At 63.8% G+C, this 19,104-nt stretch carries 15 protein-coding genes; 5 read left to right on the top strand and 10 right to left on the bottom strand.

Features of this window, described 5'->3' with window-relative positions; all coding sequences use genetic code 11:
* The first annotated feature begins 116 nt into the window (after positions 1–116).
* From DENOEST_RS11670 to DENOEST_RS11655, 4 genes are all read left to right on the top strand, one after another.
* Positions 117–1,148, top strand: coding sequence for a quinone oxidoreductase family protein (locus tag DENOEST_RS11670; RefSeq protein WP_145771232.1), 1,032 nt, complete (start codon positions 117–119; stop codon positions 1,146–1,148).
* A gap of 187 nt (positions 1,149–1,335) precedes the next feature.
* Positions 1,336–2,319, top strand: coding sequence for a MaoC family dehydratase (locus tag DENOEST_RS11665; RefSeq protein ID WP_145771231.1), 984 nt, complete (start codon positions 1,336–1,338; stop codon positions 2,317–2,319).
* A 204-nt stretch (positions 2,320–2,523) separates the two neighbouring features.
* Entirely contained in the window at positions 2,524–3,531 is a 1,008-nt protein-coding gene (locus DENOEST_RS11660) for an RNA methyltransferase (RefSeq protein ID WP_145771230.1), read from the top strand.
* 85 nt (positions 3,532–3,616) lie between these two features.
* Positions 3,617–6,952, top strand: a complete 3,336-nt coding sequence (locus tag DENOEST_RS11655; protein ID WP_145771229.1) for an EAL domain-containing protein — start codon at positions 3,617–3,619, stop codon at positions 6,950–6,952.
* Between the two features lie 6 nt (positions 6,953–6,958).
* On the opposite strand, the gene DENOEST_RS20525 is transcribed toward DENOEST_RS11655, so the two are convergent.
* The 10 genes from DENOEST_RS20525 to DENOEST_RS11605 form a co-directional block, all read right to left on the bottom strand.
* Positions 6,959–7,837 carry an AEC family transporter gene (locus tag DENOEST_RS20525; RefSeq protein WP_197970597.1) on the bottom strand — a complete coding sequence of 293 codons (879 nt, stop codon included), beginning with the start codon at positions 7,835–7,837 and terminating at the stop codon, positions 6,959–6,961.
* A gap of 67 nt (positions 7,838–7,904) precedes the next feature.
* Positions 7,905–9,236, bottom strand: a complete 1,332-nt coding sequence (gene hslU / locus DENOEST_RS11645) for an ATP-dependent protease ATPase subunit HslU (RefSeq protein ID WP_145771228.1) — start codon at positions 9,234–9,236, stop codon at positions 7,905–7,907.
* Between the two features lie 128 nt (positions 9,237–9,364).
* Positions 9,365–9,901 (bottom strand): ATP-dependent protease subunit HslV, encoded by a 537-nt coding sequence (gene hslV, locus DENOEST_RS11640; RefSeq protein WP_145771227.1) that lies wholly within the window; start codon positions 9,899–9,901, stop codon positions 9,365–9,367.
* A 30-nt stretch (positions 9,902–9,931) separates the two neighbouring features.
* Positions 9,932–10,696, bottom strand: a complete 765-nt coding sequence (locus tag DENOEST_RS11635) for a metal ABC transporter permease (protein ID WP_145771226.1) — start codon at positions 10,694–10,696, stop codon at positions 9,932–9,934.
* 190 nt (positions 10,697–10,886) lie between these two features.
* Complete coding sequence (locus DENOEST_RS11630; protein ID WP_145771225.1) at positions 10,887–11,786, bottom strand: metal ABC transporter substrate-binding protein; 900 nt, start codon at positions 11,784–11,786, stop codon at positions 10,887–10,889.
* A 166-nt stretch (positions 11,787–11,952) separates the two neighbouring features.
* Positions 11,953–13,401, bottom strand: a complete 1,449-nt coding sequence (locus DENOEST_RS11625) for a TonB-dependent receptor (RefSeq protein WP_145771224.1) — start codon at positions 13,399–13,401, stop codon at positions 11,953–11,955.
* 56 nt (positions 13,402–13,457) lie between these two features.
* Positions 13,458–13,793 (bottom strand): hypothetical protein, encoded by a 336-nt coding sequence (locus tag DENOEST_RS11620; RefSeq protein ID WP_145771223.1) that lies wholly within the window; start codon positions 13,791–13,793, stop codon positions 13,458–13,460.
* 55 nt (positions 13,794–13,848) lie between these two features.
* On the bottom strand, positions 13,849–14,928 hold the full coding sequence (locus DENOEST_RS11615) for a dienelactone hydrolase family protein (RefSeq protein WP_145771222.1): 1,080 nt from the start codon (positions 14,926–14,928) through the stop codon (positions 13,849–13,851).
* A 21-nt stretch (positions 14,929–14,949) separates the two neighbouring features.
* A complete protein-coding gene (locus tag DENOEST_RS11610; RefSeq protein WP_145771221.1) occupies positions 14,950–16,161 on the bottom strand; it encodes a class I SAM-dependent rRNA methyltransferase in 1,212 nt (403 codons plus the stop codon).
* A 75-nt stretch (positions 16,162–16,236) separates the two neighbouring features.
* Positions 16,237–17,193 (bottom strand): HD domain-containing protein, encoded by a 957-nt coding sequence (locus DENOEST_RS11605; protein ID WP_145771220.1) that lies wholly within the window; start codon positions 17,191–17,193, stop codon positions 16,237–16,239.
* A gap of 187 nt (positions 17,194–17,380) precedes the next feature.
* Between DENOEST_RS11605 and DENOEST_RS11600 the strand changes: the two genes are divergently transcribed.
* Entirely contained in the window at positions 17,381–18,856 is a 1,476-nt protein-coding gene (locus tag DENOEST_RS11600) for a flavin-containing monooxygenase (protein WP_145771219.1), read from the top strand.
* The last annotated feature ends 248 nt before the right edge of the window (positions 18,857–19,104 follow it).

Raw genomic sequence — 19,104 nt, 5'->3', positions numbered from 1 at the left:
TGTCTGCTCCACGTTGCCCACCTGCGTCATCACGCCTCCCCGTTCGCATTTAACCCGCCATGCTTCGGGTGGCCTTCTGTCCGTGTTAAAAAGTTCCTCATGGCATTGGAGGCGACATGATGAAGGCTGTGGTCTTGCAACAGGTCGGAGATCCGTCCAGACTGGTCTATCAGGAGGTACCGACGCCGACAGTGACGCCGGGCCACGTGCTGGTCAGGGTCCATGCCTGCGGCGTGGGCTACCGGGACGTGATCGACCGGCGCGGCGATGTGCCCATGATCCGGACGCCCATCATCCCGGGCCATGAATTCGCCGGCGAGGTAATGGCCATAGGGCCGGGCGTGGAGCGCTGGTCAGTGGGAGACCGGGTACTGAATCTATACACCGCCAGTTGCGGCCACTGCGAGCACTGCCTGGGGGGTGACGAGCGCCGCTGCCTGCTCGGCAACGAGACCTTCGGCCTGACGGCCGACGGTGGCTACGCCGAATACGTTCTGGCCCACGAGCGGGGTCTGGAGCGGCTACTGCCGGATATTCCTTATGATGTGGCGGCCACCCTGTATTCCGCCACCGGCGTCGGCTTCAATAACACGGCTCATGCCGCCGGCGTGGTGCTGGGGGAGCGGGTGCTGGTCACCGGGGCCAGCGGTGGGGTTGGCTCCGCCGCCCTTCAGACCGCCAAGCTGCTGGGGGCCACGGTCTGGGCCGTTACTTCCAGCGTCGCCAAGGCTGACAGCCTGCGGGCTCTGGGGGCGGATCACGTGATCGTCAATGGCACGGGCGACTTCCACAAGCAGGTGATGGCAGAAACCGGTGGTGAGGGCGTGGATGCGGCCATCGATTGCGTCGGCGCGCCCACCCTCAATGGCTGCCTGCGCAGCCTGCGCGCCCATGGCCGGGTGGTCGTGGTGGGCAATGTGGATGCTCGTCGCTTCGAACTCAACCTGGGCTATATCCTGGTGCGAAGCCTGTCCATCATCGGTTCCGACAATATCACCCGCTCCGCCCTGCGCCAGACGATGGAACTGGTGCGGGATGGCCGGCTCCGGCCCCTGATCCACGCCCGCCTGCCCCTGGCCGAGGCCGCCGAGGCTCATCGGCTGCTGGACGCCCGGGGGGCCACGGGGCGGGTGGTGCTGATACCGTAAGCCGGCCAAGTCGGAACCAAATAGGGAAGGCTTCGATGAAGAACGATGCCGGTTGGCCGGAAAAGCAGCAGGAAGGCCCACCCCCTCCCAGCCTCCCCCTCGCGGAGGAGGTGACTGTCTTGGCTCGCTTCGCTCGTAGGTTTGATTTGCTGTTTCCATTACGCTAAATCCTTTCATCGAACACGCCATGCCCAAGACCGCTCTGCTTCACGCCGACTATCCTGCCCTCCTGGAAGGGGAGACCTCACCCCGTACCGTGGGGGGGCAGGACATCACCACCTTCGCCTGTCTGACCGGCGACTACAACCGCATTCATCTGGACGAGCATTACGGCGCCAGCCTGCCCTATGGCAGCCGTATCGCCCATGGCCTGATTTCCGGCAGCTGGGCCCTGGGCAGCCTGTCCCAGGAGGCGCCGCTGACAGTGGGGCGGCGCCATCCGGAGGCCTACCTTTCCGGCTGCGAGGTGAATTACCGCAGCCCGGTCCTGCCCGGCGACACCCTGCGCTGTCGCTGGCGTATGGAACGCCAGGCTGCGGAGGGGCGTGGGTTCGGCCCTGTGCAGACTCGCTTCCAGATGCTCAACCAGCGGGACGAGCCGGTCACGGATGGCCACCTGCTGCTGCAACTGCCGGCATCGTCGGGCGCACGTCTGCCCGATTCAGCGCGGGTCCCCTGGCCAGCCGAGGAATTCGATCCGGTACCGGGACGTGTCTATTTCCTGGAGGACTTCCAGCCTGGCAGCCATGCCGGCCAGACCGAGGGCCGCACTCTGACCGAGGCGGACGTGGTCGGTTATGGCGGCTTCACCGGCGACAATGGCGGCCATCATGGCGATGCGGAGTTTGCCCGGGCCGGGCGGTTCGGTGCCCGTATCGTCCAGCCCATGCTGGCCTTCGATATCGGCTTTGCCCTCTGGCTCAAGGAGTGGTGCCGTATGGGTACGCCGGACAGTGGCCAGGCCGGGCACCTTTGCGACCGTTGGCAGGCCCATGCTCCTTTCTATCTGGGCGACACCCTGCGCTGCCGCTACCGGACCCTCTCTGCACGGACATCCCGGACACGTCCCGGCATGGGTCTCCTGACCTGCGGATTACAGATGCTCAACCAGCGGGATGCGGTGGCTTTGAGTGCCGAGGTGGTGATGATGTATCCGACCCGCCAAGGCTGAGTGGTCGGTTGGGTTCGCCTTGGTGATGCTGTGCAGGGCGTCAGGGTCATTACCCACTCGTCTGACCCCGCCGCAAAACCGGCAGAATTTCAAGGTATTCGGGCTGGCGGCTGCCGATCCTGTTCCGTAAGCCACGATCAATGGGAAGCCGTGAAGTAGACTGCCGGGTCACGGGCACATTCATGCCCGCCTCGTATTCCTTTCATGCGCATCGAACATCTCCGCCAGCGCCTGCGGGCTCTGGGTGCCAAGGCCTGCCATGAGCAGGTGCTGCTCCGCTCATGGCTGCAACGCCTCCCTCTGGACGGTAGTGCCCACCGCTCCGAACAATTCTTTCCCCTGGCCTTGCGCCAGGCGCTGCCCGATCTGGCCCTGGAACTGGAGGGCCTGGCCCGCCTGCGTTCCGAGCACCCGGGAGAGGATGGTTCCCGTCTGCTGATCGGGCTCGCTGACGGCCAGACGGTGGAGAGCGTACTGCTGCCCAAGGGCGGGCTTTGTGTCTCGACCCAGGTGGGTTGCGCGGTGGGTTGTGTGTTCTGCATGACCGGTCGGGATGGACTGCTGCGGCAACTGGGCAGCGCGGAAATCATCGCCCAGGTGGTGCTGGCCCGCTCCCGGCGGCCTGTCAGCAAGGTGGTGTTCATGGGCATGGGGGAGCCGGCCCACAACATGGACAATGTGCTTGAAGCCATCGAATTGCTGGGTACCGAGGGAGCCATCGGCCACAAGAATCTGGTCTTCTCCACCGTGGGCGATCGTCGTGTCTTCGAGCGCCTGCCCCGGGGCGTGGTGAAGCCGGCCCTGGCCTTGTCCCTGCATACCACAAATTCCGAACTGCGGCGCCGCTTGCTGCCCAAGGCCCCGCCGATGGAACCGGCCGAGCTGGTGGATCTGGCCGAGGACTACGCCCGCCATACCGGCTATCCGATCCAGTATCAATGGACGCTGCTGGCGGGAATCAACGACGGTGAGGACGAGCTGGAAGGCGTCGTCCGCTTGCTGACGGGCAAGTACGCGGTGCTGAACCTGATTCCCTACAACCGTATCGAGGGCCTCGAATTCCGTCGCCCCGACTGGGAGCAGGCGGCGGAAATGGCCCGCCGCCTCCATCGGCGCGGCATCCTGACCAAGTTGCGCCATTCCGCCGGCCAGGACGTGGAGGGGGGCTGCGGTCAGTTGCGAGCCAGATCCGGTGTTTTACGTTCGACTTAAGCTGCTCCCAGGGCGGTTGTCGGGTAGGGATAATCTATACAATCATCAGGGTTATATCGCCCATGAACTACTCCCTGCATACCTCATGACTAATCCAATTCGACTTGGCCTGATGCCTCCTCTGACAGGCCTGGTCGACATCTACGGTCCGGAGATCACCTGGGCCGCTCGGATCGCTTGCGAGGAGATCAACGAACAGGGCGGCATTCTCGGTCGCCGGCTGGAACTGGTGGTCGAGGATGATGGCAGCCTGCCGGTGACGGCGGTACCGGCCGCCTGCCGTCTGGTGGACGACCATGAATGTGTCGCCATCATTGGCAATCTGCTGTCCAATTCGCGGATCGCCGTCGCGGCACAGGTGGCGGAGTCGAAGCGGATTCCCCTGCTCAACTTTTCCTTCTACGAAGGCAGCATCGCCGGCCGCTACTTTTTTAATTTCGCTGCTCTGCCGAATCAGCAGATCGACCGCATGATCCCCTATATGGCGGCGCGCTACGGGCCGAAGATGTTCTTCGCGGGCAATAATTACGAATGGCCCCGAGGTTCGGTGGATGCGGCCAAGCTCGCTCTGGCAAGGGTGGAAGGCGATATCGTTGGTGAGGAGTACCTGCCCCTGGGCGCATCCAGGGAGTCGATCGAGCATTTGTTGCATCAGGTGCGCAATTCCGGGGCCGACGTGTTCGTGCCTTATTTCGCTGGCGCGGACCAGATCGCCTTGTTGAACAGCTTTACCGAAATGGGCCTGAAGAAGCACATGGCCGTGGTGATGGGGCACTACGACGAGGTGATGGCGGCTTGCCTGCCGCCCCATGTCCGGGAGGGCTTCTATTCCAGCAATACCTATTTCATGACTCTGGATACCCCAGAGAACCGATGTTATCTCGAACGGCTGGCGCGCCAACCGGGCATCAATGGTATCTGGCCCCAAGGCAACGGCGTGCTCACCAATTTCGGCGAGGGTGCCTACCTCTGCGTTCATGCCTTTGCCCGGGCCGTTGAGGCTGCCGGTGCCACGGAGGCGGAGGCCCTGGTGGATGCCCTGGAGCGGGTTCTAGTCCGGGGACCGCAAGGACTGGTCGAGATGGATGCCAGGACCCACCATGCCAGCGTTCATACCTATCTGTCCCGCTGCAATGCCGATGGTTCCTTCAGCATCGTCGAGGACTTTGGTGTAAACCCGCCCTGCATTCCGGAACGCTACCAGGACCAGATACAGGTGATGCGGATGCACGAATCGCAAACATCACCCCAGGTGGCTGCCCGCCTGGCGGCAGAAGTGGGGGCCGCGATGCGCCGCGTCGGCACGGCCCAGCAGATACTTTCCCTGGCGGACATGGCGATCCTGGCGGCTGATGCCAATGGTCTTATCACTGAGACCAATCCCAGTGCCTGCAAGATGTTCGGTTACGACCCCGAGGAAATGCTCGGTATGTCGATACACCTGTTGCTGCCACCCCATTTCCGGCAGCGTCATGCAGAACTGGTCAAGGCGTTTATCGCCGGGGATGAGCATGAGCGCCGCATGGCAGGTCGCAGTGAGCTGACCGGTTATCGCAAGGATGGGAGTTTTTTCCCGCTCGAAGCTTCCATCGCCAAATTCCGTAATGGACAGGACTGGCTGCTGGTGGCCACCCTGCGCGACGTCACCGAGCGCAAGCTGGCGGAAGAGAGCCTGACCTGGCGGGCCACCCATGACCCGCTCACCGGATTGCCTAATCGGGATCTGATTCGGGAACGTCTCACCAATGCCCTGCATCGGTCTCGGCGTAGCGGTTTGAGCGTGGCCCTGTTGTTCGTGGATCTGGATGGTTTCAAGCTGATCAATGACAGCCATGGCCATGCCGTTGGCGATATGGCGCTGAAGGCGGTTGCCGATCGCCTGATCGCCCAGGTGCGGCCTGGGGACACCGTGGCCCGATTGGCGGGGGACGAGTTCGTGGTGCTCTGTGAACAGCTTGAGCAGCCAGCTGTCGTGGCAGCTCTGGCCGACCGGATCAATGACATCCTACGTGTGCCTGTCGAGGTGGAAGGGCTGTCTGCCCTGTTCGTGACCGCCAGCATCGGGGTCGCCATCGGCACGGGGAGCACCCATTCCGCTGACGACATGCTGCGTTACGCCGATACGGCGATGTATGCGGTGAAACTGCACGGACGGGATGGCTGGCAGTTCTTCAACGAAAGCCTGCAGGAAAAGGCCCGGCACCGGTTGAGCATCACCAATGGCTTGCGTCTGGCCATCGAGCGCAACGAGCTTTCGCTGCGGTTCCAGCCCATTGTCGTGACCGAGAGCGGCCGAATTGTGGGTGGCGAGGTCTTGCTGCGCTGGCATCCCCCCGAAGGAGAAATGTCCCCGGGAGTATTCATTCCCATCGCGGAGTTGACCGGGGCCATTGTGCCTATCGGTAGCTGGGTGTTCCGTCGCTCCTGCGAGACAGAGGTGAACTGGCGTTCCCGCTGGGGCGGGGCGGCTCCCTATGTTTCCGTGAATCTCTCGGCTCGGCAGTTGGGCGAGGAGTCCCTGGTCGAGGATTTCGTCTCCATCCTTAAGGAAACCGGGGCCGATGCCTCCCGCCTGTTGCTGGAAATCACCGAGACTTCCCTGATGGCGAATGTGGACGCCAATTTGCGGATGTTGCGTCGCCTGACGGATCTGGGGCTGCGTCTGGCGGTGGACGACTTCGGTACCGGCTATTCGTCCCTCTCCCAATTGACCCGGCTGCCGGTCAATGTGCTGAAAATCGACCGGGCTTTCGTGGATGGCATTGAGAAAAGCCAGGAAAATCGGGCGGTGATCCGTGCCGTTACCGGCCTGGGCCGGGCACTGGGACTCCAGTTGGTGGCGGAGGGCGTGGAGAATGTTGAACAGCAGATGGAACTGCGGGCCCATCATTGCGATTATTGCCAAGGCTACTATTTTCACCAGCCCCTGATGATGGAACAGTTCATCGATCGGGTGAATGCTGAAATGAATCGGACTGGCAGTCCCGCCGAGGAAGTGTCACTCCATTTCCTGATCTATGTGAGCCGGGCGACGGCACCCATGTCGGCCGACGATCTCGCCAGCCTGCTGAAACAGGCGCGAAACTGCAATCGTGCGGAGGGCATTACCGGCTGCCTGATCCATCAGGATGGTTATTTCATGCAGATGCTGGAGGGGCGACGGGAGGCAATTGCTCAGCTGATGGATCGCATCCGGACGGACCCACGCCACCAGGATGTCCGCCTTGTCATCGAGGGGCCAGCCCAGCGGCGGGTCTTCCAGGACTGGGGTATGGCCCTGCGCGATATCTCCCTGGTGCGGAATGTTCCCGATTTCCGCGATTGGCAGCGTCGCACCATCTCCTTTCTGGATCTGGCCGATGACCCTCGCACCTGTTATGCCTACATTACCGCTTGCGTGGGCGGCAACCTGCTCGACTGAGTTCTGCTACAGCACCAGCGCCAGGGCTACGGGCAGGAACACCACCGAGGCCATATTGCCCACCAGGACGATGGAGGCCACCTTGTCCGGTTCCTGGTGGTAGCGCTCGGCGAATACGTAATTCATCACCGCCGGTGGCAGGGCACCGTAGAGGAACAGCAGTTCGCTCTGGCGTGTATCCAGCCCCAGTCCCCGGGCTGCGGCCCAGGCCAGGACCATGCCGGCCACGGGGCGGGTGACGGCGCCCACCAGCCCGATACGCCAGCCCTTCAAGGCGCCTTCGGTGAGGCGCACGCCCAGGCTGAACAGGGCCAGGGGGATGGAGATATCGCCCAGCATTTTCATCGACAGGGCCAGGGGCTCCCACATGGGCATGCCCATGGAGCCAACAGCCAGGCCGGCCATAGTGGCCAGGACCACGGGCTTCAGCCACAGTCCGCGCAGCTTGGCATGATGATCCAGCAGCCAGACGCCGAAGGAGAAATGGATCGTGGTCGAGACCACGAAGAGCACCACGGCCAGGGGCAGAATGTCCGGGCCGAAAGTCAGCACTGCCAGGGGCACGCCGAGGTTGATGCTGTTGTTGACCATCGCCGTGGGGGCCAGGGTCAGGGGCTGGATGCCGGTCAGACGGGCCACTCCCCAGCCCACGGCACCGGAGCCCAGCATCTGGATGGCCATGGCCAAGGCCAGATTCCCGTAAGTCGCCAGATCGAAGGCCTTGTTGGCCAGGGCCGAGAACACCAGGGCGGGGACGAAGACGTCCATGTTGAGCCGGTTGGCCACGGACATGTCGGATTCGTGGCGGCGGCCGTAAAAATAGCCTATCCCCACCAGGGCGAACATGGGGAAGAGGATGGAAAGAATGCGCAGGGCCAAGTCCATGGGGTGCTAAATCACCGTGCGGGATACCGGGAGCACGTTGTCTCCCGGCAAGTCTTGCTATCCATGTTCACAGCACATAGCGGGACAAGTCTTCATTCTTCGCCAGCTCGCCCAGGCGGCCGTCCACATAGGCGGCGTCTACCTTGACCTGCTGGGCCGACTGGCGGCCAGCCTCGAAGGAGACTTCCTCCAGCAGCTTTTCCATCACGGTGTAAAGCCGGCGGGCGCCGATGTTCTCGGTCTTCTCATTGACCTGAAAGGCAATCTCGGCCAGGCGCAGGATGCCGTCCGGGGCGAATTCCAGTACCACGTCCTCGGTGCCCAGCAGGGCCTGGTACTGGCGGGTCAGGCAGGCGTCGGTCTGAGTGAGGATGCGCACGAAGTCGTCCACCGAGAGGGAGTCCAGCTCCACCCGGATCGGAAAGCGCCCCTGCAATTCCGGGATCAGGTCCGAAGGCTTGGACAGGTGGAAGGCGCCACTGGCGATGAACAGGATGTGGTCGGTCTTGATCATGCCGTACTTGGTGGACACCGTGGTGCCCTCCACCAGGGGTAGCAGGTCCCGCTGCACGCCCTGGCGGGAGACGTCGGAGCCCTGGGTCTCGCCCCGGCTGGCGATCTTGTCGATCTCGTCCAGGAAGACGATGCCGTTCTGTTCCACGTTGCGCAGGGCCTGGGCCTTCACTTCCTCGTCGTTGATCAGGCGCGCGGCTTCCTCGTCGGTCAGGGCCTTCAGGGCCTCGGCGATTTTCATCTTGCGGCTGCGGCGCTTGCCGTTGCCGATGTTCTGGAACATGCCCTGGATCTGCTGGGTCAGTTCCTCCATGCCTGGCGGAGCGAAGATTTCCATCTGGGCGGCGGGTGCGGCCACCTCGATCTCGATCTCCTTTTCGTTCAATTCGCCTTCCCGCAGCTTCTTGCGGAATTTCTGCCGGGTGGTGTTGTCATCGGCGGGAGCGGATTCACCGAAACCCACGGCCCTTGCCGGCGGCAGTAGCACGTCCAGCACCCGGTCCTCGGCGGCGTCCATGGCCCGGTCCCGCACTAGGCGCATGGCCTGTTCCCGGCCGTCTTTGATGGCGGTCTCCACCAAATCGCGGATGATGGTGTCCACGTCCCGGCCCACATAGCCCACTTCGGTGAACTTGGTGGCCTCGATCTTGATGAAGGGGGCATTGGCCAGTCGCGCCAGGCGACGGGCGATCTCGGTTTTGCCGACGCCGGTGGGGCCGATCATCAGGATGTTCTTGGGCGTGATTTCCTGGCGCAGGGGCTCGGCCACCTGGGCCCGGCGCCAGCGGTTGCGCAGGGCGATGGCCACGGCGCGCTTGGCGCGGCCCTGGCCGACGATGTTCTTGTCGAGTTCGGAGACGATCTCCGGGGGCGTCATTTGGGTCATGGGTGCGGGGGGCGTGAGGAGTAAGGGGTGAGGAGCGAGGGAAATGCTGATTAAGTCCGTCACCCCGGCGAAAGCCGGGGTCCAGTTCGTTTATTTTCCTGGATTCCGGCCTTCGCCGGAATGACGCCTCACTCCAAGGTTTCAATCAGATGATTCTGGTTGGTGTAGATGCACAGGTCCCCGGCGATGGTCAGGGACTTCTTGATGATCTCGGCGGGGCTCAGTTCGGTGTTCTCCAGCAGGCCCCGGGCCGCCGCCTGGGCGTAGGGGCCACCGCTGCCAATGGCGACGATGCCCAGTTCCGGCTCCAGCACGTCGCCGTTGCCGGTGATGATCAGGGAGCTTTCCCGGTCCGCCACCGCCAGCATGGCTTCCAGGCGGCGCAGCATGCGGTCGGTGCGCCAGTCCTTGGCCAGCTCCACGGCGCTTCTGACCAGGTTGCCCTGATGTTTTTCCAGCTTGGCCTCGAAGCGCTCGAACAGGGTGAAGGCGTCCGCTGTGCCGCCGGCGAAGCCGGCCAGGATCTTTTCGTTGTAGAGGCGCCGCACCTTGCGGGCGCTGGCCTTGACCACGATGTTGCCCAGGGTGACCTGGCCGTCGCCGCCCAGGGCCACGGCATTGCCGCGCCGCACGGAAAGGATGGTGGTGCCGTGATACTGCTCCATGGGGGATGCTCCGCAAATGAAGCCCGCAGTTTACCCCGGGATGGTCTTCCTTCCGCGCAGTCCCGTCAGGGCCAGCAGGCAGAGCAGGGCGGCGGTGGCGGCACCGGCGGGCAGGTCCCAGAGGGCCGAGGCCGCCAGCCCCAGGCCGTAACCCAGGGCGCCGATGCCATAGGCCAGGGCGAGCCCGTCCCACCCAGGGCGGTGGCGGCTGGCCAGGGCCGGGGCGATCAGGCTGGCGAAGACCAGGAACACCCCTACCAGTTGCACCGAGAAGGTCACCGCCAGGGCGAAGATCAGGTAGAAGCCGGCGTCTCCCAGGCGTTGCCGGGCCAGGAACCACAGGACCAGCAGGGCCCCGTAGATCAGGGCCGGCAGGATCAACTGGCTGCCGCCGACCCAGAGGATCTGGCCCGCCAGCAGGTCTGTCAGATGTTCGCCTCCATGGGGGTCGTGGGCCAGCAGCAGGATGCCGGCACAGGCGGTGAACACGAACAGCAGGCCGATCAGGGCTTCCTGTATTTCCGGCCAGCGCCGACCGGTCCAGGTCAGCAACAGGGCTCCGGCGCAGGCGGCCCCCGCCGCGGTGAGCTGGGTCAGGGAACTGCCCACGGCGGCTTCCTCCCCTTGCCAGAACTGGGCCAGGATCACGCCCAGTCCGGCTACCTGGGCGATGGCCAGGTCGATGAAGATGATGCCCCGACCCAGAACCTCCCGGCCCAGGGGCACATGGGTGGACAGCACCAGCAGCCCTGCCAGGAAAGGCACGACCAGCAGGGAAAAGTCGATGGCGTTCATTCTCAAAACCTCAATTGGGTAAAGTATCAACGGAACCGAGTGTGACCGTCGAGCGCAGCGAGCTAAGTCAGTCGCCTCCCCCGTGAGGGGGAGGATGGGAGGGGGCGGGCCTTAATTCGATTTTCCGGCCGGGCTGCATGACTCGTTATCGAAGCTTCCCCTGTTTGGTTCCGGCTTGGCCGGCTGAATTTCATGGTTTTAGGGCCTTGAGCAGCCGGGCCACGGTGTCGTCGAAGAGACCGAAGAGGTCCTTGGCCTGATCGTTTCCGCCCACGGTGAAGGGCAGCACCACCACCGGTACCTTGGTTTCCCGGGAGAACCATTCGGCGGGACGGGGGGAGTTGTAGGCGGTACGGATCACGAAGCGGGGCGGATTGCCCGCCAGTCGCGCTTGCAGGTTGCCCAGGTAGGCCGCCGAGGGTTCCACCCCGGGCTTGGGTTCCAGGGTTGCCACTTCCTTCAGGCCCAGCCAGTCGAAGAGATAGGGCCAGGCCTTGTGCTGACTCACCACCGGCTGACCGCGCAGGGGGGCCGCGGCTGTCTCCCAGCGGGTGATGGCGGTGCGCCAGCGTTCGGCGAAGGCCCGGTAGCCGGCGGCGTAGGTGGGGGCATGGGTGTTGTCCAGTTCTCCCAGGCGTTTGGCCAGGGCCTCGCCCACCTTGAGGATGTTGCGCGGGTCGGTCTGGATGTGGGGGTTGCCGGCGGCATGGACGTCGCCGTCGGCCCGGTCCAGCCGGCCGGGGACTTCGAGCATGCGCACGACGCCGGCGGCCTCGAAATAGCCCGGCTGGCCGGGCTGCACCTTGCCGTTGCCCGATTCCCGCAGGGCCAGGGGCATCCAGCCTACCTCCAGTTCGGCGCCGGTGGCCAACACCAGATCCGCCGAGCGCAGGCGGGCGATCAGGGAAGGCCGGGCTTCCACATGGTGGGGGTCCTGCAGGGCCTGGGTGGCGGTGAACACCGTCACCTGGTCGCCGCCGATTTCCCGGGCCAGGGCTGCCCATTCGGGCACCGTGGCGAAGAGGTTCACGCCCGCCATGGCGGGGGCGGCAATCAGGGACAGCAGAATCCATAGGAACGTGCGAATCATGATTTTTCCTTAACGTGAAACAGCATCAACGGAGCCGAGTGTGGCCGTCGAGCGTAGCGAGCCGGCATCGTCACCTCCCCCGGAGAGGGGGAGGCCGGGAGGGGGTGGGCCTTCCTGCCTTTCGCGTATTTCATGGATGGGGGTGGAAAATTGGCTTCCATGAGCGTTAGTACTTGTGGGCGCCATGGGCGCCGAGGCTGACGATGTAATGCAGCCAGATCTGGTCATCGGTGCCGTCTGCCCGCGACTTGTCCCGGGCGAATTGCAGGCGCACCAGGGAGAATTCCGAAGGGGACCAGTCGGCCATTACGGTATTGCGGCTCGGGTTGTGGGCGCCGAGGACGGGGTAGTCGGCGGGGTTCAGGCCGGCCCCCAGATTCAAAGTACCGCTGTTCAGCCGGTCGTAGCGGTAGCCGGCGCGCCAGGTGGGGGCGAACTTGTAGACCGCCTGGGCATAGCCGCCGGACTGGCGGCTGGCGAGACTATCGGACAGTCCACCGCCGCAATTCCCCGGCGTCGTGGCATCGCCGTCGGCGCAGCTCAGGGTGCCCGTCTCGCGGCGGGCGAAGTATTCGCCCTGGATCTTCAGATAGCCCTGGGAGGCATTGCCGTCCGGCGACCATTTCCAGACGAAGTCGGCCACCCAGGTTCGGCTGCTGCCGGAAAATGCGTTGGCGGTGGCGATGCCGCCCGCGTCCAGATCGGCGTAGCCCCGATCCCGGGGCTTGCTGCCGACGAATGACAGCCCCGCGCGCCAGGTGCTCTCGATGCCGAGGTCGCCCCCCGCGTGCACGAAGGCGCTGCCGGTCTGGAAGCCGTTCTTGCTGTTGTCGGTGCTGGGGAAGCTGCCGCCCCGTCCGGCTTCGAGTCCGAACTCGAGGAAGGTGTCGCTGGGAGCCAGCCACTTGAGCTGGATGCCTTCACCCCGTTGCTGACCACCGAAGAAGGCCTTGTAGGCCAGGGGCGCGTCGGAGAAGTCCCAGGCATGGGTGTGCTGTTCGTTCAGGTAACCGATGCCCGAGAGGAAGCGGCCGGCCTTGAAGTTCACGCCATTGCCCAGGCCCAGGGTTTGGATGAAGGCCTCCTCCACGGCGGGGGCTGCACCCTCCTCGGGGGGCAGGGCCAGGGTGAGCTGGCCACGGAACACCTGATCCACATTGGCACTGAGGGACAGCTCCGATTCCCCCAGGTTGAAGCTGCGGGGCGGTGGGGCAATCTCGCCGTTGGAGGGAATGAAACCGGTGATTGCGTAGGGCCGGCCCCGGGGATTGTCCTTCAGGTTGGCATACATCCCGGAGAGGATCAGGGACACGGCGGGATTGAAGGCACTCTCGGCGGCGGGCCGTGGCGGGGCGGATACGCTGGCCGATGCGACGGCCGACTCGGCCCGGGCCGCCGTGGTTTCGGCCTTGCCGGCGCTGGATTCCGTCTGAACCAGGCGTTGCTCCAGGGCGCTGATGCGTTGTTCGTAGTGGTCCCGCAACTGACGCAGTTCGTCGCGCAGGGCCTGCAATTCGGCTGAGTTGCTGGATGGTGCGGATGGGGCGGTCAGGCCCAGGGCCGGCCAGGCGAGGGCGATGGCCGCCGCCAGGGGAAGTGCACGGATGTTCGACATGGAATGCTCCAAAGCAATGGAAAACACCACCCCACGGGGTGGCGGCTCAATCGGCTTCAGGGCAGGAGCGGCGGGGCGCGAGCGCGCTGGTGGGGGCGGGGTGGGGCGGGAAGGGGGGCGGCGTCGAAGGAAGGCTCCGCCTCCTGGGCCTGGGCCAGGGGCGGCGCCGGGACAGGGGCAGGAGGCAGGCCCCCCAGGGCCGACAGGGCGATACAGGTGGTGCAGCTATCGGCCAGGGCCTGGGCGGCATTGTGCCCCTGCTCATCCAGCTGGACCGTGACCTGATTCGAAACGCCAAGATGCCCGATCAGGTGTGCGTAGGCCCCCTGCTGGGCGCAAAGCAGCAGCAGGGCGGCGAAGACGGCAAGGATGGGGGAGGGGCGGCGCTTCATCGGGGGCGCAGGGTAACCGGGCAAGGAAGCTTTGGCAACGATTCCGGATTTTCGTTCAGTTCAGGGTCCGGCGCAGGAAGCGCAGCATCTGGTAGTCGGACTGGACCTGGGTGGCCTCGTCCCGGCCGACGATGTAGCCGGTCTTGACGCAGGGGCCCAGGGTCTTGCTGGTAGCCGTACGCAGCAGGAAGCGCTGCTGGCGTTCCCTTGGGGCGCCTGTCGGGATCAGGGGTGTTCCGTCCACCGAGGGATAGCCTGCGGCATCGTAGCTGAGGGTGCAGCCGGCCAGATAGGGGTTCTTGTTCAGGGCCCGGGGGGCGAGGTTCTCCCAGGCATGGCCGGCCCGGGCATAGATTACCGAGCTGACTTCCGCGCCGGCCTGACGCAACTGGGCTTCCCGGGCAGCGCAGGCCACCAGATCGTTGGATGCATCCTCTCCGCCCCGAAAACTGAGCAGGGGGGCGCCGGTGCTGCGGGTCACCTTGAAATCCTGGAAGCAGGGGCCGTAGTAATCCACATGGGCGGCGAAAGGCGGCAGGTCCGGGGCCAGGGCCTCCCGCACCCGCGCATCCAGGGCGATGCGTACCGCCATGCCGCCGTAGGAGAATCCCATCACGGCGACACGTCTGGGGTCGATGGCCGGGTGGGCATTGAGGGCCCGCAGGCCGGCATAGGCGTCGGCCACGGCATCGAATTCGGTCACGCCGAGAATCTTGGCCAGGTAGGGGGTGGTTTCCGTCATGCCCCGGGGCCGGTAGTAGTCGATCACCAGGGCGGCATAGCCGTCGGCGGCCAGCAGGGCGCCGTATTCCATCTCGCGGCCCGGGGAGATGCCGCCGCTGCCATGGACCAGTACTACCGCGGGTACCGGACGCTTCGCACTTGCATTTGCCGGAAGGAACAGGCGTCCCATGCTTCTGTGGGCTGGCAGATCGGCGCCGGGGGCGATCAGCATGTCGAAGTCGTAGGGGCTGCGGGTATCGAAGTAGATATCACCGACGGTGGTTTCCGTCATCCGGGTGGCGGCGGGCAGGGTGGGGAAGGGGGGTAGCGTCGGTGCTGTTTCAGTGGCCTGGGCAAGCAGGTTCAAGGTCAGGGCAAGGAGCAGGACAGTCAGCAGTCGGATGGGGAGCATGGTTTCTCCTTGAATGGAGGCTCAGTCTACCTGCACCAGCAGACCCTTGAGATATTCCCCTTCCGGGAAGGCCAGATCGATAGGATGATCGGCTGCGCCTTGCAGACGGCGCACGATGCGGGCATTGCGGCCGGTGTCCAGGGCGGCGCCGGCGACGATTTTCTGAAACAGTTCCAGACTGATGCCGCCGGAACAGGAATAGGTCATCAGGAAGCCTCCCGGTGCCAGCAGTTTGAAACCGTGCAGGTTGATGTCCTTGTAGGCCCGGCTGGCCTGGTCGGCGTGGCGGGCCGAGGGGGCGAACTTGGGTGGGTCGAGAATGATGATGTCGTATTCCTCGCCCCCGGTGGCCATGTCATCCCGCTTGGGCTTCAGGCGCCGCAGCTCGTCGAAGACGTTGGCACAGCGCCATTCGGCGCGGCTGGCGTCCAGTTGGGGGTTCAGGGCCAGGTTGGCGGCGGCGGTGTCCAGGGCGGGCTGGGAGCTGTCCACCGAGACCACCCGGGCGGCGCCGCCGGCCAGGGCCTGGAGGGAAAAACCGCCGGTGTAGCAAAAGCAGTTCAACACCCGTTTGCCCTGGGACAATTCCCCCAGCAGGTGGCGGTTGTCCCGCTGGTCCAGGTAGAAGCCGGTCTTGTGGCCGCTCTCGATGTCCACGCCCATGCGCACCCCGTGCTCTTCGATCAACAGGGGACTTTTCGGTGCGTCGCCCAGCAGCCAGCCGGTGCGGGGCTCCAGGCCTTCCAGGGCGCGTACTTCGGAATCGGAGCGCTCGTAGATCCGGGCGCAGCCCGTGGCCTTGGCCAGGGCGCCGGCGATGGCATTGCGCCACTTGTCCGCGCCTGCGCTGGTGAGCTGCATCACCACCGTGTCGCCGTAGCAGTCGGCGATCACGCCGGGCAGGCCGTCGGATTCCGCATGGATCAGGCGCAGCCCGCTCTGGCCTGCCAGTTCCGGCAGGGCGGCACGGCGGGCCACGGCGGCGGCCACCCGGCGTTTGAAGAAGGCGTCGTCGATGGATTCCGCCGGATCGAAGCTCCAGACCCGGGCGCGGATCTGGGAGTCGGGGCTCCAAGCCGCCCGGGCCAGGGGGCGGCCGTTGTGGGCCAGTACCTCCACCGTGTCGCCGGGGCGGGCCCGGCCTTCCAGGCGTTCCACGGAGCCGGCAAAGATCCAGGGGTGGCGACGGGAAAGGGAGCGGTCCTTGCCGGATTCGAGTATCAGTTGCGCCATGGTGCGGAAGGAGCCGAAAAGAGGGGCGCCATGATGGCCTCTGATGCGGCGGGATGCAAGAGGGAGGCAGGCTGTTCAGGTCCGGAAGGTGGCGCCTCCGAGGGTGGACGCCACGGCCATCCGCTCCCGGCGCAGTGGATAGGTGCGTCGCAATTTGCGCATGTCACCCCCCGATTGCAGGATGGCCTCCAGATAGGAGACATGATTCCGCATCTTGAGTTCGTAAAGGTTTGTGCCACCAAAATAGATGGACATGTAACGCCGCACATCTCCCAGGCTGACCTGTAATCTTTCCATGACCATGTGGAAGAACTGAGGCGTCTTCAGCAGCATGTCCTTGGCCGAGAAATAGGGGCTGTCCAGGCCGCCGGCGACGAACTCGTGGTAGAGCAGTTCCAGGCATTTTTCGAGGTAGGCACGATCGGACATCTGGGAGAGATAATCGGCGGTACCCAGCATGCAGGCGACGGTGTGCTCGGCGTTCGCCAGATGCAGTTCCCTGAGGGGAATTTCATAGCCGGTGTAATGAATCATCCGGGAAGCCAGGTGAAACGGATCGGACAGGCCGATCCGCTTCAGGTAGCTCTTGAGGAAGGTCGCCCCGCGGCTGATGTGTTCCCGGGCGTATTCGGCGCCATTGCGACGCTTGTGGTCAGACTGGTGGCGGATGTAGCCCACGTCGTGGAACAGGGCGGTGATCAGTCCCAGCAGGGCCAGGGACTGGGGGATTTTCTGTTCTGCCGGTACGCTCATCTGATGACCGGCCAGCAGCCGGGCGAAGGCCAGGACCATGTCCAGGGTGTGCTGGATATCGTGATAAGGGGTGTCGCAAGCGCTGTAGCCGGAATAGCGCCCGGCATAGATGTCGGCAAAGTCCCGGAAGGCCCGGACCAGATAGGGCGAGGCTTGCAGATCAGGGTAATGGGTGGAAAGCAGGCTGGAAATGTCGCGATGGACGGCTTCAGGATCGCTGATGCGGACGGTTCCCGTGATGTCCCAGGCGGTCTGGTCGGGGCTGTAGGTTTGACTCATGGAGTCTCCGGCAGGCTGGGTGGATTAAATACCATGACTTTATCATGGTTTATTTTTCATCGTTTTAATAAGAAACCATTTAATCGATTTGTTTCTTTTGATGGCTGCCTCAGGTAGCATTTGTAATGGGGCAAGATTTTCCCTAAAACCATATCGCCCCGACGACACCACAGAGAGAGAGACGAGCATGAACGGAATCAAAGCCAAGAAGAGAGAACTTCGATTTGTCATCATCGGCACCGGTATGGCCGGCATTCTGGCGGCCATCCGGCTGCGCCAGTCCGGCCATCGACAGGTTGCGCTCTATGAAAAGGCCGATCGCATCGGTGGCACCTGGCGTGAGAACACCTATCCCGGCCTGAACTGCGACGTTCCGGCCCATGCCTATACCTATTCCTTTGCGCCCAATCCCAACTGGAGCAGCTACCTGGCTCCCGGGCCGGAGATTCAGTCCTATTTCGAGGGCGTCTTCAAGGAATATGGCATCGGTGAGCTGACGCATTTCAATCAGGAAGTCACCCGCTGCGTCTTTGAGAATGGCGCTTGGCAGATTGCCACCTCCGGCGGCCTGAAGGACACCGCGGATGTGGTCATCGCCGCGACAGGGGTGCTGCATCACCCCAACTACCCCGATATCCCGGGGCTGGAGACCTTTGCCGGCGCCAAGTTCCACAGTGCCCGCTGGGACCACAGCGTGCCCCTGGATGGTCGTCGGGTGGGCATCGTCGGCAATGGCTCCACCGGTGTTCAGATCGTTTCGGCTCTGGTCGGTCGCCCTGGCAAACTCATCCACTTCCAGCGTTCTCCCCAATGGATCATGCCGGTGGAAAACATTCCCTACACCGAGGAGCAGATTGCCGCCTTCCGTGCGGATCCGGCCCTGGTGGACAAAGAGCGCTACAACGAAACCTACCTGACGAATGTCCGCAGCTTCACCGACGCCATCATTGATTGCGACTCAGCCCAGATCAAGGGCATCGAAGCGGTCGTCAAGGACAATCTGGAAAAGAGCATAAAGGACCCGATCCTGCGCGAGAAACTTCGCCCCAACTATCGTGCCGCCTGCAAGCGTTTGATCTACTCCCCCGATTACTACCAGGCAGTCCAGCATCCCGACGTGGCCGTGGTAGTGGAAGGCATAGAGCGAGTGGAGCCGGAGGGTATTCGCACCAAGGACGGGGTCCTTCATCCCCTGGACGTATTGGTGCTGGCCACCGGTTTCAAGGCTGACCGCTTCGTCCGCCCCATGACGGTGCTGGGCCGGGGCGGCATGGACCTGGACCAAGTATGGGCCAAGCGGCCCAAGGCCTATCTGGCGATTTCCATTCCGGAGTTTCCGAACTTCTTCCTCCTCAATGGCCCCACCGGTCCCGTCGGCAACTTCTCCCTGATCGACATCGCCGAACGGCAGTGGACCTACATCGAGCAATTGATCGCCCAGATCGAGGCAGGCCGCTGTCGGGAGATCAGTGTCAGCGCCGAGGCCATGGACGATTACGAGCAGCGGCGCATCGCAGCGGCCAAGAAGACCATCTTTGCTTCCGGCTGCACGAGCTGGTATCTGGACGCCGAAGGCGTGCCCGCCAGTTGGCCCTGGAGCTATGACCGCTTCGCCGAAGAGATGGCGACGCCCAAGCTTGATGCCTTCGAACTGGTGGGATAGGTCGGATTCGTCCTGGGCGGGGGTGTGACACTCCTGTCCCGTTGGCGCGTACGGCTGTAGAAACAACAACGCCCCGGAAGGGGCGTTGTTGCTTGGTACTTGGCGGAGAGGGCGTCTGCCTTTAGTACGTCAAACAATGTCTAACTCTCTAAAAAGTTATGAGCATAACGAACTGAATATTAACAACAAGCGTAAAGATTCGTCAATAATTCTGTAAAAATTCGTCTAACGCAATTAAATTTTCTATG

The sequence above is a fragment of the Denitratisoma oestradiolicum genome, assembly GCF_902813185.1.
Lineage (GTDB): Bacteria > Pseudomonadota > Gammaproteobacteria > Burkholderiales > Rhodocyclaceae > Denitratisoma > Denitratisoma oestradiolicum.
This window is presented reverse-complemented; position numbering and strand designations above follow the sequence as displayed.